Origin of the sequence: Enterobacter cloacae complex sp. 382A5 (assembly GCF_050031095.1) — a bacterium.
GTDB lineage: Bacteria > Pseudomonadota > Gammaproteobacteria > Enterobacterales > Enterobacteriaceae > Enterobacter > Enterobacter cloacae.
Genome location: NZ_JBLGVK010000001.1, coordinates 1,063,494 through 1,080,293 on the forward strand (window position 1 = coordinate 1,063,494; position 16,800 = coordinate 1,080,293).

Genomic DNA, 16,800 nt, shown 5'->3' on the forward strand with positions numbered 1-16,800 from the left:
CTTCGGTGGCGGCCACGCGTTGGCCGCCTGGTTCAGGCCAGGATACCGCCTAACCCGTGCAGGATCATGTAACCCCCCACCAGGATAATCAGTGCCGCAGAGAACCACGGTGCTTTGCGAGAAAACTCGCTGAACCCCGGCCAGCGTTTTGTGGCATGTTTAAGGCTTAACGCGGCAATCGCGCCCGATGCCACCAGCGTTAACGCCAGACCAATACTGAAGCTAAATACCAGCGTGGCGCCCAGGGCAAAGTGCTTGAGCTGCAGGCAGATCAGCAGGACGGTGATTGACGCCGGGCAGGGGATCAACCCGCCGGTCAGCCCAAACATCGCAATTTGCCCGGTGGTGACGTTTTGTCCGTTAAAACGACGATTGATATCCTGCGCATGGGCGCGCTGGTGGGCGTCTTGCCACTCCTCTGCAACCAGTTGATGTTCATGGTGGTGATGATCATGATGGTGGTCATGGTCATGGTCATGGTCATGGTCATGGTCATGGAGGTGATGATGATCGTGCGGCTGATTCTCCTTCCAGGTACGCCACGCCATCCACAGCGCGATCAAAACGATCAATACCCCAGAGATAAGCTGGAACCAGGGTTCTGAGGTTTGCGCATCCCAGCCGCGACCAAACCATAATCCCGCCATGGCAATGATCCAGACCACCGCGGTATGGGAAAGCGTGGCCGCCAGCCCCAATAATACCGCCTGTTTCAGCGTGCCACGGATCGCCACAATAAAGGCTGCCATCATTGTTTTAGAGTGGCCCGGCTCAAGACCATGCAGGGCACCGAGCAGGATCGCGCTGGGAATGAATAGCCATGCGTTGCCCTGTTGCAGAAGAGAAGCAAAATCGTTCATTACAAAATCCGCACTGGAAAAGGTGCGCAGATAGTACTCCCCCCCAGTAGTTGAATACTACCCCCCAGTAGAAAAATACTCAGGGGGAGTAGGGCGTGTTATGCTTTACCCGCCAGAAGAAGAAGGATGCAGAGATGTCACATACGGTTCGTCACAAGAAGATGTTATTGACTCGCCTGAAGAAAATTCAGGGACAGAGCACCGCGCTGGAAAAAATGCTCAGTAACGACGAGCATGAGTGTGCCGAGGTATTACAGCAGCTGGCCGCGATCCGCGGTGCGGTGAATGGCATGATGCTGCAGCTGATCGAAGGCCATTTAACCGATCACGTCGTCAAAGAGCCTGAGGAAGATCAGCGTGAGGCCGATCTTGGCGTGGTTTTACAGGTGATCAAATCTTATCTGAAGTAGAAGGGGCGTTAAGGTTATTTTCTGCCCATGCCATAAATTCCGCTTTTGGCAGCGCCTTACTGTAGTACCAGCCTTGCCCGTATTGCACGCCGTGACGGTGCAGCCAGGCGAGCTGCCCTGCGGTTTCCACGCCCTCAGCAACCATCGCCAGCTTCAGTGATTTCGCCATTTCTATAATGTGTGGCGTTACGTTTTTGTACTCCAGCGCATCCACGAACGACTTATCAATTTTCAGCGTGTCGACGTCCAGATCCTGCAGATAGCTCAGGCTGGAATAGCCCGTGCCAAAATCATCGATGTAAATGGCGTGGCCCGAACGGCGAAAAGCGGCGATGGCCGGTGCGCTGATTTTGGGATCGGCAAAGCCGCGTTCGGTTAATTCAAGCGCTATCTGTTCCGGGCGGACTTGCCATTTATTGAGTAGCTGGCTCAGGAGCGGCGGCAGCTTGCCGGAGGTTAAATCTGCAGGCGCGAGGTTGACGGAGATATGCTGATCGGCATGGAGATGCAGCCAGTTGCCCATATCCTCGAACACTTTTTCGATCACCAGATGCGTGAGGCGCGAGATAAGCCCCGTTTGTTCCGCCAGCGGGACGAAACTGTCAGGCGACAGGCTACTCCCGTCAGGCTGAGGCCAACGCGTTAGCGCCTCTGCGCCCACTATTTTCCCGCTACAGAGCGCCACAATAGGCTGGTAGTGAACCTCGAATTCGCGGTTATTGATGGCATCAAGCAGGCGGTTACGCGGTGACTGGATGCGACGCAATATCCGCAGAACAAACAGGGCGGCAAGCAGGCTTATCAGCATGCCAAACGGCAGCCAGAAAAGGAGCTGCCGGTGCCAGGTTTCCGCCAGCGGTTTCAGCGCAGCCCATGCAACAACGTTTATTCCCAGCTCCGGTACGGGCTTCATGACGTACATTGCACCGTTGTACTCAACACTGACCATCTCCTGATCTTTAATCATGTCGCGGATGTGCGGATCCAGTTTGCTGCTGCTGGAGAATACGAGATGCGTTGCGTTCGCTACCAGGGCGGCATCGATAGAAATATCGGCGAAGGGGATCACATCCACCAGCGAGGCGGGATCGACCAGTACCAGATAATGTCCTTGCCCCAGCACGGCCATGTTGCGGTTGAAACCGAGTTCGTTTGGCCTCGTAAGCCACGCGCTATAGCCATCTTCCGTAATGCGCATGGGCGGCGGGAACGCGGTCGCTTTGCTGACCTGTTCCAGCGACGAGCACAGCGGTTTAAGGTTATCGGTGTAGATCACTTCCTGAACATAGAGCCACGAGAAGGCGATCCGGCGCATTTCCCGTAAATGCAGATGGCTACAGGGAGGGCCTTTAAAGGTCTGCAGTTGCGTGAGCGCTTCCTTGGCCTGCCCAACAACCCTGTCCGTACGCAACAGCACGCGTGAGGCATAGCTGTCCAGCGCATCGACAAATTTTTCTTCCGCATGGCGATGCGCCAGCCAGATACTGAGGCAAATCGGTATCAGCACAGAAAAGATCAGTATGCCAGTCACCAGGCTGACCAGATGTCGGGTTTTCATGCTGCCGTGTCCTTCCTCATATGCCCATTCCAGGGCACTGAGACGCTTGCCAGAGGAGAAAGTTTTTACCGCGAAATGATATAGTTATAGCACGTGAGCGTCATGGTTTTCGTTCCGCAGCAGTGAAATCAAAAAATATCGTCGGAAATGTGATGCACTCTCGGGGGTTGTTTTTACCGCAGAGCCTGGATATTATTTTGTTATGTTATAACAAAACATGAGTGATTCACGATGAAACCCAATATCCATCCAGCCTATCGCACCGTGGTGTTTCACGACACCAGCGCCAATGAATACTTTAAAGTTGGTTCAACCATCAAGACTGACCGCGAAATTGAACTCGACGGTGAAACCTATCCTTACATCACCATCGAGGTCTCTTCAAAATCGCATCCGTTTTATACCGGCAAACAGAAAACCTTCTCGACGGATGGCAGCGCGGCGCGCTTCCGTAAACGTTTTGGCGGCTTTCTTAATGCGAAGCGGGGGTGATCATGCAGGTACTTAACTCGTTGCGGAGTGCGAAACAGCGTCACCCGGATTGCCAGATAGTCAAACGTAAGGGACGCCTGTATGTGATTTGCAAATCAAACCCGCGCTTTAAAGCGGTGCAGGGACGTAAAAAAAGACGCTAGACGCCCGTTTCACGCCAGCTTTCCAGGGATCTTTTCTGTTTGCCATCGGCAGTAAAATTGTCGGTGGCAAGCCAGCTTTCAAAGGCGCTCGCCAGCGCTGGCCACTCTTTGTCGATAATCGAAAACCAGTCCGTATCCCGGTTATGGCCTTTAGTGACCAGCGCCTGGCGAAAACGCCCCTCAAACAAAAAGCCCAGACGCAGCGCAGCCTTGCGGGAAGGCTCATTCAGGCTGTTGCACTTCCACTCATAACGCCGGTAGCCCAGGGTATCGAACACGTATTGCATCAGCAGAAACTGCGCTTCGGTAGACATCGGCGTGCGGCTCAACAGCGGGGAAAAATGAACGTGTCCCACCTCCACAACGCCATTTTTGGGGTCGATACGCATCAGGGCCAGGGTTCCCACCGGGGAGCGGGTCTGATTATCGAAGACGGTAAAGTGTATCGGGTCTGATAATTCACTCACGCTTGCCACCCATGCGGCAAATTCACCTGCCGTGGCATCGGGTTCACGCAGAAGCCATGTCCAGCTTCGGGTATCCCCGGCGAGCGAATAAGCGGCAAACAGCGCACCGGCATGCTCCACCTGCAGCGGCTCAAGCCAGCAGTAGCGGCCCTGAAGGACCACCCGGGAAGGGTGCTGACGGGGCTGCCAGTCGATTAGCGCTTCGCCCACCGGCTGCCCAAACTGATTGAAAGTATTCATCTTCATCTCCGTGACGTTGTAAAGAGTTCCAGACTAGTGAAGAAGTGGTTCCTTAAAAAGGACCAACAGGCTATGTTTTGGTGGTACCACGAGGAGGGGCGATGAATATTCCTGGCGATGAACTGTATACCTTGCTGAATACGGCGCTGAAAAAACGCGGACAAGAGACGCTGCAGCGCACGCTTTATCTTTCATTGCGGGAGTACATATTGTCCGGCAGGTTACAGTCCGGTAGTCGCCTGTCTGGTTCCAGAACGCTGGCCGGGCATCTCTCCCTTTCCCGAAACACCGTTAATGGGGCACTGGAACAGCTCACGCTCGAAGGGTATCTGTTGCGTAGCCGCCAGGGAACGCGGGTGGCACCGCTGGCGGCCCGTCAGCTCGCGCAGGATTTACCGGCACCTGCGGTTGCGCTTGCCGGGCGGGTTAGCGCACTGCCTGCCCCTGTACCACGTAGCACGCCGGTTCTGGCCTTTACGCCGGGGACACCGGCCATCAACTATTTTTCCTTGCCGCTCTGGCGGCGCCTGTACGATCGCGTGTTGCGGGAGGAGGGAAGTACCCTGTTGGGCTACGGCGATCCCGCCGGGGAACCTGCTTTGCGGGCGGCCATTGCCCGCCACCTTGCGCTTTCCCGCGGGATTGACTGCGACGCCAGCCAGATTGTGATCACCGAAGGCGCACTGGAAGGTGTGAACCTCTGCACCCTGCTATTGAGTGAGCCGGGCGATGTTGCCTGGGTGGAAGATCCCGGCTATGCCGGCGCAAAAAGCGCCTTTGTGAAAGCGGGTTTAGCCATAACGGGAATACCGGTTGATGGAGAGGGCATGTGCTGGGAAGGAACAGATGCGCCGTCCCCTTCGCTTATTTTTACTTCACCTTCACATCAGTTTCCGTACGGAAGTGTCCTCAGCGCGCGGCGGCGTCTGGCGTTACTGGATGTGGCGCGACAACATAACGCCTGGATTATCGAGGATGATTACGACAGCGAGTTTCGTTATAGCGGTGAGCCGGTACCGGCGATGCTGGGAATGATTAACCATGCGCCCGTTGTTTATCTGGGAACATTCAGCAAAACGTTATTCCCGTCGCTCAGAATGGGGTTTATGGTTTTCCCCCGGGCGCTGGCGAAAGTGGCACGCCCGGCCATCGGTTCGTTATTGCGCGGTGGGCATCGCGCCGAGCAGCGTACCCTGGCGCTGTTCATTGAAGAGGGTCACTATGCCCGCCATTTGGCAGCCATGCGTCGTCTCTATCGTAAACGCTACCGGCAGCTACGTGAGGCTCTGAATGCGGAGCTTCATGTACCACACCGGATTCTGGCGGGGGAAGGGGGCATGCATCTGACGGTGGCGATTGACGGAATCGACGACAGGCAACTGGTGGAACAGGCCAGGGCGTATCAGCTGGCTCCAGCGGCATTGAGCGGGTATTACCTTGATACAAAACAGGGGCAGAGCGGTCTGGTATTAGGCTACGGGAACACATCCGCTTCACTGTATGCGTCGGCTATCCGACGCATACAGATACTCATCACGCAACAGCAGGGCGGGAAAGGGTAAAGACATCATAGAAAGAGAGCTGGCCTTTGGTTGAGACCATTTTTTGCAGTTTCTCTTTTTGTTCGGTTTCTACTGCAGGGGAGTGCAGAATGCTGTCGATCAGCTCCGGCGGGACAAAACGGGTGTTGTACCACTCGCCGTTATAGCAGACCCGGAAATCGAGCACGTCGATATCTTCATAACGATAGCGCGGATGCACGTCAAAAAAGAAAAACGCGTTAAATACCACAAACAGCACCACAAGCAGCCAGACGGAGTCCACCAGCGTTTCGGATTTCAGCATGACAATCAGCGTTGCCAGCCAGGCGGCATACATTGCGACAAACAGGCCTGGATGTTTGCGAATAAAGCTAATGCTAAAGCGCGGGCGATTATCGCGCTTTTCGCGGATGTTGAGATCGTCGATGGTGGCGGTAAGCAGGCGCTGTATTTCGGTCATTTTTTGCCTTCATGATTGTTGAATACAGGGGATCTGCCTATTTTAGGGGAGCCATTTGACTGAAAAAAGTAACAGTTATGCGCTGAAAGACCATAACAGTTGACTCCCCACATCCTCACAGCATTTTGATAATTTTCGCCGGATTACCCCCGACGACGGCATTGGCCGGGACATCTTTTGTCACCACAGCGCCGGAGGCAATCACCACATTATCCCCCACCGTGACGCCCGGGTTAATCACCGCCCGTCCGCCGATCCAGACATTATTGCCAATGCGCACGGGTTTACCGTATTCCACTCCGCTGTTGCGTTCTTCGGCATCCAGCGGGTGGGTGGCCGTATAAATATGCACGCCAGGCGCGAGCATACAGTTATCACCAATATGAATAGGGCAGACATCGAGCATCACGCAGTCGAAGTTAGCGTAAAATTCTTTGCCCAGGAAAATGTTATAGCCATAGTCACAACGGAAAGTTGGCTCAATATAAGCCCCTTCACTTTGCCCCAGCAGTTCCGCCAGAATCTTCTGGCGTTCTGTTTTCTCATCGGGGGCGGAGTGGTTATAGCGGTGAACCAGATGGCGGGCACGCAGTCGGTCGGCCCGTAATGTTTCATCACCAGGACGGTAATGTTCACCCGCAATCATTTTCTGTTTTTCTACGCTCATAGGATGCCTCTCTGGGTTCGATTACCGCAGGGTAATCGGGATAAGCCAGGAAGGGAACGTTCCCGAAAAGCGCGTGTGACTAAAGTCACAACATTGTTGCTAATGATCACGTTTTACACGGAGACCTGGCTTTAACACCGGGATCGTAATTCGAAAGGTATAAACAACTAAGAGAGTGGCGTAGAACCTCTACAGACACACTTCAACAACTAACGGACAAATTTCCACACGGAAGGCGGGATTTTGTCATACAGTTTATTCATGGTCAGCTCGGCAAGACGATGGTCAGCGGCTGAATAAAATACGGTCAGTTCATTATCAGAAAGCTCGTATTTATTTTTTTCAATCACGCGTTCGAGTGTGTCAATTGACTGGCAACGTCGTAAGCGCATCAAATAATCGGTTTTTGTGAGTGGTTTATCAGACATAAATTCACCTTAGTCATTGTAATAATTTTAACAGGAAAGGCTAACAGGGTTAGCTCTGCTCACGTTGACGAAACAGCGGAATAGCCGGTTTCCAGATTTACGCCATTTCTGCAAATCCTGCGCGTTAATGCCGTAGCTGCTGAACAACATAAAGGTGTCATCCAGGTATTCGTCAATTTGCTCAATCAGTTTATTATCTTCATTGTACTTAATTTTATAATTAAGTGCGAAGGTCGCGATATGCTCTATCAACTCATTCAATTGCAAATTGATGGCCGATGTTGGATCGTTCACCCAGCCATGATTACTTTCATCAAGATTGGCAAGGCAGTCATGGTACAAGGATTCGCAGAGAAATTTCAACTGCGCGATATCATGCCTTTTTGGCGAGTACTCGTCCATAGCGCATCCCCTTCTGAGTGATTTCTTACTCACCGAACGTCATTGTCGGGATGGATACAACCTACTTAGCTCTGCGGGTGCTGTGCTCCTGTTCACTCTAACTATAAGCCACTCTGATCAGGATTTCACCGCGCTATTACGAAAAATTACAATTAAAATCAGAGTCTGCGAGCGTTTACGCAATAGTACATCCTAAGATGAACACTTTTATCCAAATTAACGCTGGTTTTTTTTCGCTTCCTTACGTTTCATTGATTTAGCGTAAACACGCGGAAAAAGTCCGGATTCAGAATTTTCTTTGTATGGACTTGTTATTAGGAATATTCCTAATAAGTTAAGCGGCGAAATGGAATTAAAACAATCCTGAGTTCGCCCATTAAGTTTTCTGCTAATTATGATATGCCTTTTAAACATGGCATAAAATAAATAAAACGACAATAAGCGTATTTTATGATTTTTTACAGAAATGAAAAAGGCCGCTAATGCGGCCTTTTTATCATGTGAAACCGGTATCAGTGAGGTTCTACCGAATGACTGTGTTCAATATCTTCATTCTTCCGGCTGAAGCGGCGGCGAACCACCACAAAGAACACCGGTACGAAGAAGATAGCCAGTACGGTCGCGGTGATCATACCGCCCATTACCCCGGTACCTACCGCGTTCTGTGCGCCGGAACCCGCACCAGAGCTGATAACCAGCGGCAGTACCCCGAGGATAAATGCCAGTGAGGTCATCAGAATAGGACGCAGACGCATACGAACAGCTTCAAGCGTGGCTTCGATCAGGCCTTTACCTTCTTTCTCCATCAGATCTTTGGCGAATTCGACGATAAGTATCGCGTTCTTCGCCGACAAGCCAATGGTTGTCAGCAGGCCTACCTGGAAGTACACGTCGTTGGTCAGCCCACGGAACGTTGCGGCCAGCAGCGCACCGATAACCCCCAATGGCACCACCAGCATAACGGAGAACGGAATTGACCAGCTCTCATACAGTGCCGCCAGACACAGGAACACCACAATCAGTGAAATGGCGTACAGGGCAGGGGCCTGGTTACCGGACAGACGTTCCTGATAGGACATACCGGTCCAGTCATAGCCAATACCCGCAGGCAGCTTGCTGGCCAACTCTTCCATCAGGTTCATGGCTTCACCGGTGCTTCGACCCGGCGCGGCCTGACCCAGAATTTCCATGGATGGCAGCCCGTTATAACGTTCCAGACGCGGTGAACCGTATTCCCAGCGCGACGTCGAGAAGGCTGAGAACGGCACCATCTGGCCATCGCTGCCGCGAACGTACCAGTTGTTGATATCGTTCGGCAACATACGGTATTGCGCTTCAGACATCACGTACACTTTCTTCACACGGCCGCGGTCGATGAAGTCGTTAACGTAGCTACCGCCCCAGGCTGCGCCCAGTGTGGTATTGATGTCGCTGATGGATACACCCAGCGCCTGCGCTTTCTCCTGGTCGATGTCGATCTTGTACTGCGGCGTATCTTCCAGGCCGTTAGGACGCACGCCGACCAGCAGGTCAGGGTGTTTAGCCACTTCGCCAAACAGCTGGTTACGCGCCTGAGTCAGTTTCTCGTGGCCCAGACCGCCCTGGTCAATCAGCTGGAAGTCGAAACCGGTCGCCGTACCCAGTTCAACGATCGCTGGCAGGTTAAAGGCGAAGACCATCGCATCTTTAATCTGCGAGAAGGTGCCCATTGCACGGCCGGTGATCGCTTCAACCTTGTTCTCTTCGCCCGGACGTTCAGACCAGTCTTTCAGTGAAACGAAGGCGATACCGGTGTTCTGGCCACGACCCGCAAAGCCAAAGCCGTTAACCGCAAACACGGATTCAACGTTCGCTTTTTCTTTGGTGAGGTAGTAATCCGTCACTTCATCCAGCACTTTCTGGGTACGTTCTTGCGATGCACCCGCCGGAAGCTGCGCCATCGTCAGGAATACGCCCTGGTCTTCATCTGGCAGGAACGAGCTTGGCAGACGAACGAACAGATAGGCCATGCCCACCACGATGATGATATAGAGCAGCAGATAACGACCGGTGCTGCGCAGAATGTTCCCCACGCTGTCGGTATAGTGGTGCGTGCTCTTATCAAACATGCGGTTAAACCAGCCGAAGAACCCTTTGTGCTCGCCGTGACCGCCTTTCTGAATCGGTTTCAGCATGGTTGCACACAGCGCAGGCGTCAGGATCAACGCCACCAGCACCGACAGCGCCATCGCAGAAACGATGGTGATGGAGAACTGACGGTAAATCGCACCGGTAGAGCCCCCGAAGAAGGCCATCGGAATAAATACGGCGGACAGCACCATCGCGATACCGACCAGCGCGCCCTGGATCTGGCCCATGGATTTACGGGTTGCTTCCTTCGGCGGCAGACCTTCTTCCGCCATGACGCGCTCGACGTTTTCTACCACCACGATGGCGTCATCCACCAGCAAGCCGATGGCGAGCACCATCCCGAACATCGTCAGGGTGTTTATCGAGTAGCCAAATATTGCCAGTATGGCGAAGGTTCCGAGCAAGACGACCGGTACGGCGATGGTTGGAATCAGCGTCGCGCGGAAGTTCTGCAGGAACAGATACATCACCAGGAAGACCAGGATGATCGCTTCTACCAGGGTTTTAACCACTTCGTGAATCGAAATTTTAACGAACGGCGTGGTGTCATACGGATAAACGATCTTCAGACCTGACGGGAAGAACGGTTCCATCTTCTTCAGTTCTGCACGGATAGCCGTTGCGGTGTCCAGGGCGTTAGCACCGGTCGCCAGTTTGATACCCAGACCAGAAGCCGGTTTGCCGTTAAACTTCGCAATGATGTCGTAGTTTTCGCCACCCAGCTCCACTTTTGCCACGTCACGCAGGCGAACCTGCGAACCGTCCTGATTCACTTTCAGCAGAATTTTGCTGAATTCATCGGCGGAGGTCAGACGGGTTTGCGCGATGATGGACGCGTTAAGCTGCTGGCCTTTCACCGGCGGCGTACCGCCTAACTGACCGGCTGCAACCTGGGCGTTCTGCGCTTTAATGGCGTTGATGACGTCAACCGGCGTCAGCTGGAAGTTGTTCAGTTTGTTCGGGTCCATCCAGATACGCATCGCGTACTGGGAACCAAACAGCTGAACGTCACCCACACCTGAAGTACGGCTGATGGCGTCCTTCATGTTGGCGCCCACGTAGTCGGAAATATCCTCCTGCGTCATGGTGCCGTTGGTGTTGATAACGCCAACAACCATCAGGAAGCTACTGGACGATTTCTCGACGCTCACACCCTGCTGTTGTACTTCCTGCGGCAGCAGCGGCATCGCCAGCTGCAGTTTGTTCTGCACCTGAACCTGCGCGATGTCAGCATCAGTACCAGACTCGAAGGTCAGGGTGATCTGAACCGTACCGGTGGAGTCACTGTTTGAGGACATGTACATCAGGTTATCGATACCGTTCATGTTCTGTTCGATAACCTGCGTAACGGTATCCTGCACCGTTTTCGCATCCGCCCCCGGGTAGGTTGCGGAGATCGTCACCGCCGGTGGCGCAATGGTCGGATATTGCGCAACAGGCAGCTTCAGGATCGCAAGTCCCCCGGCCAGCATGATAATAATGGCGATCACCCATGCGAATATGGGGCGATCGATAAAGAAATTAGGCATGTCTTAACGGCTCCTATTTAAGTTAAGACTTGGTTTGTTCTGACTGGCCAGCGGCCGAAGCTTGTTGTTTATCGTCAGACTTCACTTCCTGTGCTTTAACCTGCGCGCCAGGACGAACTTTTTGCAAACCAGTAACAATCACGCGATCGCCATCTTTCAGACCGTCCGTCACCAGCCATTTATCGCCAATCGCCTGCGTAGCAGTGATATTGCGCATTTCGACTTTGTCACCAGCGCCAACAACCAGTGCGCTCGCATCGCCGCGTGGCGTACGGGTCACACCCTGCTGTGGAACCAGAAGTGCGGTTGGGTTAGTCCCTTCTTCCAGACGTGCGCGAACGAACATACCTGGCAACAGGGTGTGGTCAGGGTTCGGGAAGATCGCACGTAAGGTGATGGAACCGGTGGTCTGGTCGACCGTCACATCAGAGAATTCCAGCGTACCCGCCTGTGGATATTTGATGCCGTCGTTAGTGACCAGCTCCACTTTGGCTTTACCGTTCTCCTGCTTCAGGGTGCCGTTTGCCAGCTCTTGTTTCAGTCGCAGGAAATCGTTGCTGGACTGCGTCACGTCAACGTAGATCGGATCAAGCTGCTGCACGGTTGCCATCGCTGTGGCCTGACCGTTTTGCACCAGTGCCCCTTCGGTCACGGAGGATTTACCAATACGACCGCTGATAGGGGAGGTCACTTTGGTATAGGCCAGGTTGATGCGCGCGGTTTCGACAGCCGCTTTTGCTGCCACAACGGCCGCGTTAGCCTGCTGTGCATCCGCCAGGGCTGTGTCGTAGTCCTGTTGGCTGATGTACTGCGTACCGAGCAGTTTTTTGTAACGATTCAACGTCAGCTGAGAGATTTTGGCCGCCGCTTCCGCTTTCGCCAGGTCGCCTTTCGCGCTTTCATACGACGCCTGATACGTTGCGGGATCAATCTGATACAGAGACTCACCGGCTTGCACATCGCCGCCTTCGGTAAAGTTACGTTTCAGGATAATGCCGCTCACCTGAGGACGAACTTCTGCAATGCGATAAGCACTTGTGCGGCCAGGCAATTCGGTGGTGATCTGAAGAGGTTCGGATTTGAGCGTCACAACGCCAACTTCTGGCATCTGCTGCGCTCCTTGTTGAGCCTGTTTGTCGTCACATCCTGTAAGCGCTAAGCTGCCTGAGAGCATCAGAACGACCGCCAGAGGCGTTAACCCTCTGTTTTTGTTCATATGTAAACCTCGAGTGTCCGATTTCAAATTGATCAATGGTCCTGAGTCCAAAAACCCATTGCTGCGTTTATATTATCGTCATGCTATGGTACATACATTCACAAATGTATGTAAATCTGACGCCTGTAAATTCACCCACTTATGGCACGAAAAACCAAACAACAAGCGCTTGAAACCCGACAACACATTCTGGATGTGGCAATCCGCTTATTTTCTCAGCAAGGTGTTTCGTCAACCTCGCTGGCACAGATTGCTCAGGCCGCTGGCGTTACGCGGGGAGCGATTTACTGGCATTTTAAAGACAAGTCAGATCTGTTCAGTGAAATCTGGGAGCTTTCAGAGTCCAGCATTAGCGATCTCGAGAGTGAGTATCGGGCAAAATTCCCTGACGATCCACTCTCAGTATTAAGAGAAATATTAGTATATATCCTTGAAGCGACGGTAGTTGAAGAGCGCCGTCGGTTAATGATGGACATTATTTTCCATAAATGTGAGTTTGTGGGAGAGATGGCTGTTGTGCAGCAGGCGCAGCGCAGCCTTAGCCTGGAAAGCTATGACCGCATTGAACAGAACCTGAACCAGTGCATGCAGGCTAAACTGCTACCGGCCAATCTCCTGACCCGCCGGGCGGCTATTCTGATGCGCAGCTACATTTCGGGCCTGATGGAAAACTGGCTTTTCGCCCCGCAATCCTTTGACTTAAAAGCGGAGGCCCGCAGCTACGTGGCGATTTTACTGGAAATGCTACAGCTCTGCCCGACGCTGCGCAGCGACGCGCCTTCGCTCACTGCCTGAGCCATTTCCAGGATTTATCTCAGAGGCTCACGTTCGCGCTATTCTGCTTCAGGCGAGCGTGATATTCTGCACGCCGGACTATTTTCGGTCATCTTCTGACATCATTCACGACTATGCTGCACACCAATCGCTCGCAACATCCTGTTCTTGCACTACTCTTCGCGACGCTGTTTTTCTTCGCAACGGCACCGCTTTCCTGGGCCCGCGCCGATAACGGCAATGACATTCCATCCCGTGCTGATGTTCAGTCGCAGCTCGACGCCATGAATAAACAAAAAGATCTCACGCCTCAGGACAAACTCGTTCAGCAGGATCTGACGGAAACGCTGGAATCACTGGATAAAATTGAGCGCGTCAAAGCGGAAACCACCCAGCTTCGTCAGAAGGTGGCGCAGGCGCCTGAAAACATGCGTAAAGCAACGGATTCGCTAAATGCCCTGAGCGACGTGGATAACGACGACGAAACGCGCAAAACGCTGGCAACGCTGTCGCTGCGTCAGCTGGAGTCACGCGTCGCACAACTGCTCGACGACCTGCAAACCGCACAGTCGGATCTCGCGACCTACAACAGTCAGCTTGTCTCTTTGCAGACTCAGCCCGAGCGCGTACAAAACGCGATGTACGCCGCGTCTCAGCAACTGCAGCAAATCCGCAACCGCCTTAACGGCACCACGGTGGGTGAAGGCACGCTGCGCCCGACGCAGCAAACGCTGCTGCTGGTTCAGCAGTCGTTACTGAATGCGCAAATTGAACAGCAGCGTAAAAGCCTGGAAGGGAATACGGTGCTGCAGGACACGCTACAAAAACAGCGTGATTACGTGACCGCTAACATCAACCGTCTGGAACACCAGCTTCAGCTGTTGCAGGAGGCGGTGAACAGCAAGCGCCTGACGCTGACGGAAAAAACCGCCCAGGAGGCGGTATCGCCGGACGAAACCGCCCGCATCCAGGCCAATCCGCTGGTGAAGCAGGAGCTCGACGCGAACCATCAGCTGAGCGAGCGTCTGATTCAGGCGACCGAAAACGGTAACTCGCTGGTTCAACAGAACATTAAAGTTAAAAACTGGCTGGACCGCGCGCTCCAGGCGGAACGTAATATCAAAGAGCAAATTGCGGTGCTGAAAGGCAGCCTTCTGCTGTCACGCATTCTTTACCAGCAACAGCAGACGCTGCCCTCTGCCGACGAGCTGGAGGACATGACCAACCGCATTGCGGATTTACGTCTGGAACAGTTTGACGTCAACCAGCAGCGCGATGCCCTTTTCCAGAGCGATACCTTTGTCGCCAAAATAGAAGAGGGTCACTCCAGTGAAGTGAACCCGGAAGTGCACGACGCGCTGTTGCAGGTGGTGGATATGCGCCGCGAGCTGCTTGACCAGCTCAATAAACAGCTGGGTAACCAGCTGATGATGGCGATTAACCTGCAGATCAACCAGCAGCAGCTGGTGAGCGTTTCTAAAAGTCTGCAGGAGATTTTGACCCAGCAAATTTTCTGGGTTAACAGCAACAAGCCGATGGACTGGGACTGGGTTAAATCCTTCCCCGAAACGCTGAAAACGCAGATTAAAAGCATGAAAATCACCGGGAACTGGGAGAAAGCCTGGCCCGCGGTGATGATTGCCTTCCTGGCGGGATTACCGCTGCTGCTGATTGCGGGCGTGATCCGCTGGCGTCTGGGATGGCTGAAGAACTATCAGGCGAAGCTGGCCTCAGAAGTGGGGCAACTGCGAAATGACAGTCAGCTGCATACGCCAAAAGCGATTCTGATCGATCTCATTCGCGCGCTGCCGGTGTGCCTGATCATCCTGGCGGTTGGCCTGATCCTGCTCACCATGCAGCTCAACGTCAGCGATTTGCTGTGGGCTTTCAGTAAAAAGCTGGCCCTGTTCTGGCTGGTGTTTGGTCTGTGCTGGAAGGTGCTGGAAAAAGACGGCGTGGCGGTGCGTCACTTCAATATGCCGCAGCAACTGACCAGCCACTGGCGTCGTCAGATTGTCCGCATCAGCCTGGCGCTCCTGCCGCTGCACTTCTGGTCGGTGGTTTCCGAGCTTTCTCCGCTGCATCTGATGGATGACGTTCTGGGTCAGCTGGTCATTCTGCTGAACCTGCTGTTGATTGCCATCCTGATGTGGCCGATGTGCCGCGATAGCTGGCGTGATAAAGAGTCCCACAATCTGCGCCTCGCCACCGTCACGGTGTTGGCAATCATTCCGCTGGCGCTGATGGTGCTCACGGCGACGGGCTACTTCTACACCACGCTGCGTCTGTCCGGCCGCTGGATAGAAACCGTCTATCTGGTGATTGTCTGGAACCTGCTCTACCAGACCGTGCTGCGCGGCCTGAGCGTGGCGGCTCGCCGTATCGCTTATCGCCGCGCCATTGCGCGTCGTCAGCATCAGGTGAAAGAGGGCGCCGAAGGCGCGGAGCCGCAGGAAGAGCCGACCATCGCGCTGGAGCAGGTTAACCAGCAGACGTTGCGTATCACCATGCTGGTGATGATAGCCCTGTTCGCAGTGATGTTCTGGGCCATCTGGTCTGATTTGATTACTGTCTTTGCCTATCTCGACAGTATCACCCTCTGGCAGTACAGCGGGACCGAAGCCGGTGCTGCGGTGATGAAGAGCGTCACCATGGGCAGTCTGCTGTTTGCGGTGGTGTCGTCGATGGTGGCCTGGGCGCTGATTCGAAACCTGCCGGGTCTGCTGGAGGTGCTGGTGCTGTCGCGCCTGAACCTGCGTCAGGGGGCGTCCTATGCCATTACCACCATCCTCAACTACGTCATTATTATTGTCGGGGCGATGACGGTCTTCGGCTCGCTGGGCGTGTCATGGGACAAACTGCAGTGGCTGGCGGCAGCGCTCTCTGTGGGTCTCGGTTTTGGCCTGCAGGAGATTTTCGGTAACTTCGTTTCCGGCCTGATCATCCTGTTCGAACGTCCGGTGCGAATTGGCGATACGGTGACCATCGGGACCTTCTCCGGTACCGTCAGCAAGATCCGCATTCGTGCGACCACTATTACCGACTTCGATCGCAAAGAGGTGATCATCCCGAACAAAGCGTTCGTGACCGAGCGTCTGATCAACTGGTCGCTCTCTGATACGACGACGCGTGTGGTGATCCGCCTCGGCGTAGCCTACGGTTCGGATCTGGATAAGGTGAAAGAGGTATTGCTGAAGGCCGCAAAAGAGCATCCAAAGGTTATGCACGAGCCGGCGCCAGACGTCTTCTTCACCACCTTTGGGGCGAGCACGCTGGATCACGAGCTGCGTTTATACGTGCGTGAGCTTCGCGATCGCAGCTACACCGTGGATGAACTGAACCGCTCCATCGACCGTCTGTGCCGTGAAAACAATATCAATATTGCTTTCAACCAGCTTGAGGTTCACCTGCATAACGAGAAAGGTGACGAGCATACGGAAGTGAAGCGTGAGATTAAGGGTGACGATCCGACTCCCGCCTGAA

15 protein-coding genes are annotated in these 16,800 nt (G+C 53.8%); 6 read left to right on the forward strand and 9 right to left on the reverse strand.

Features of this window, described 5'->3' with window-relative positions; translation table 11 throughout:
- Window positions 1–32: 32 nt before the first annotated feature.
- Complete coding sequence (locus tag ACQG2G_RS05020) at window positions 33–860, reverse strand: nickel/cobalt efflux protein RcnA (protein ID WP_348596074.1); 828 nt, start codon at window positions 858–860, stop codon at window positions 33–35.
- A gap of 134 nt (window positions 861–994) precedes the next feature.
- Between ACQG2G_RS05020 and ACQG2G_RS05025 the strand changes: the two genes are divergently transcribed.
- Complete coding sequence (locus ACQG2G_RS05025; RefSeq protein ID WP_348596076.1) at window positions 995–1,270, forward strand: metal/formaldehyde-sensitive transcriptional repressor; 276 nt, start codon at window positions 995–997, stop codon at window positions 1,268–1,270.
- On the opposite strand, the gene ACQG2G_RS05030 is transcribed toward ACQG2G_RS05025, so the two are convergent.
- Entirely contained in the window at window positions 1,251–2,828 is a 1,578-nt protein-coding gene (locus ACQG2G_RS05030; RefSeq protein ID WP_348596078.1) for an EAL domain-containing protein, read from the reverse strand. The two genes, ACQG2G_RS05025 and ACQG2G_RS05030, sit on opposite strands and share 20 nt — an antisense overlap.
- 231 nt (window positions 2,829–3,059) lie before the next feature.
- Here ACQG2G_RS05030 and ACQG2G_RS05035 point away from each other — a divergent pair, with 231 nt between their 5' ends.
- Both ACQG2G_RS05035 and ykgO read left to right on the forward strand, forming a co-directional pair.
- Window positions 3,060–3,320 (forward strand): type B 50S ribosomal protein L31, encoded by a 261-nt coding sequence (locus ACQG2G_RS05035; protein WP_006176933.1) that lies wholly within the window; start codon window positions 3,060–3,062, stop codon window positions 3,318–3,320.
- 2 nt (window positions 3,321–3,322) lie between these two features.
- Window positions 3,323–3,463 carry a type B 50S ribosomal protein L36 gene (gene ykgO / locus ACQG2G_RS05040; RefSeq protein WP_003859006.1) on the forward strand — a complete coding sequence of 47 codons (141 nt, stop codon included), beginning with the start codon at window positions 3,323–3,325 and terminating at the stop codon, window positions 3,461–3,463.
- On the opposite strand, the gene ACQG2G_RS05045 is transcribed toward ykgO, so the two are convergent.
- Entirely contained in the window at window positions 3,460–4,170 is a 711-nt protein-coding gene (locus tag ACQG2G_RS05045) for a GNAT family N-acetyltransferase (protein ID WP_023620096.1), read from the reverse strand. The genes ykgO and ACQG2G_RS05045 overlap by 4 nt on opposite strands.
- Window positions 4,171–4,271: 101 nt before the next feature.
- Between ACQG2G_RS05045 and ACQG2G_RS05050 the strand changes: the two genes are divergently transcribed.
- Window positions 4,272–5,732 (forward strand): PLP-dependent aminotransferase family protein, encoded by a 1,461-nt coding sequence (locus tag ACQG2G_RS05050; protein WP_348596080.1) that lies wholly within the window; start codon window positions 4,272–4,274, stop codon window positions 5,730–5,732.
- Here the strand turns inward: ACQG2G_RS05050 and ACQG2G_RS05055 are convergent.
- The 6 genes from ACQG2G_RS05055 to acrA form a co-directional block, all read right to left on the reverse strand.
- Window positions 5,704–6,171, reverse strand: a complete 468-nt coding sequence (locus ACQG2G_RS05055; RefSeq protein ID WP_013095887.1) for a YlaC family protein — start codon at window positions 6,169–6,171, stop codon at window positions 5,704–5,706. The genes ACQG2G_RS05050 and ACQG2G_RS05055 overlap by 29 nt on opposite strands.
- Window positions 6,172–6,286: 115 nt before the next feature.
- Complete coding sequence (maa, locus tag ACQG2G_RS05060) at window positions 6,287–6,838, reverse strand: maltose O-acetyltransferase (RefSeq protein WP_348596082.1); 552 nt, start codon at window positions 6,836–6,838, stop codon at window positions 6,287–6,289.
- A gap of 209 nt (window positions 6,839–7,047) precedes the next feature.
- A complete protein-coding gene (locus ACQG2G_RS05065; RefSeq protein WP_013095889.1) occupies window positions 7,048–7,266 on the reverse strand; it encodes an HHA domain-containing protein in 219 nt (72 codons plus the stop codon).
- Between the two features lie 27 nt (window positions 7,267–7,293).
- The gene (tomB, locus tag ACQG2G_RS05070) at window positions 7,294–7,668 is read right to left on the reverse strand and encodes an Hha toxicity modulator TomB (protein WP_008499288.1); all 375 of its coding nucleotides are present in this window, start codon (window positions 7,666–7,668) and stop codon (window positions 7,294–7,296) included.
- A 512-nt stretch (window positions 7,669–8,180) separates the two neighbouring features.
- Window positions 8,181–11,327 carry a multidrug efflux RND transporter permease subunit AcrB gene (acrB, locus tag ACQG2G_RS05075; RefSeq protein ID WP_013095890.1) on the reverse strand — a complete coding sequence of 1,049 codons (3,147 nt, stop codon included), beginning with the start codon at window positions 11,325–11,327 and terminating at the stop codon, window positions 8,181–8,183.
- A 22-nt stretch (window positions 11,328–11,349) separates the two neighbouring features.
- Window positions 11,350–12,543 (reverse strand): multidrug efflux RND transporter periplasmic adaptor subunit AcrA, encoded by a 1,194-nt coding sequence (acrA, locus tag ACQG2G_RS05080; RefSeq protein ID WP_023620093.1) that lies wholly within the window; start codon window positions 12,541–12,543, stop codon window positions 11,350–11,352.
- Window positions 12,544–12,684: 141 nt separating this feature from the next.
- On the opposite strand from acrA, the gene acrR reads away from it, so the two are divergent.
- Together acrR and mscK are read left to right on the forward strand one after the other, a co-directional pair.
- Window positions 12,685–13,338 (forward strand): multidrug efflux transporter transcriptional repressor AcrR, encoded by a 654-nt coding sequence (gene acrR, locus ACQG2G_RS05085; protein WP_348596084.1) that lies wholly within the window; start codon window positions 12,685–12,687, stop codon window positions 13,336–13,338.
- Window positions 13,339–13,451: 113 nt separating this feature from the next.
- Window positions 13,452–16,799: a mechanosensitive channel MscK gene (mscK, locus tag ACQG2G_RS05090; RefSeq protein WP_248766802.1), complete on the forward strand. Its 3,348-nt coding sequence runs from the start codon at window positions 13,452–13,454 to the stop codon at window positions 16,797–16,799.
- Window position 16,800 lies beyond the last annotated feature (1 nt).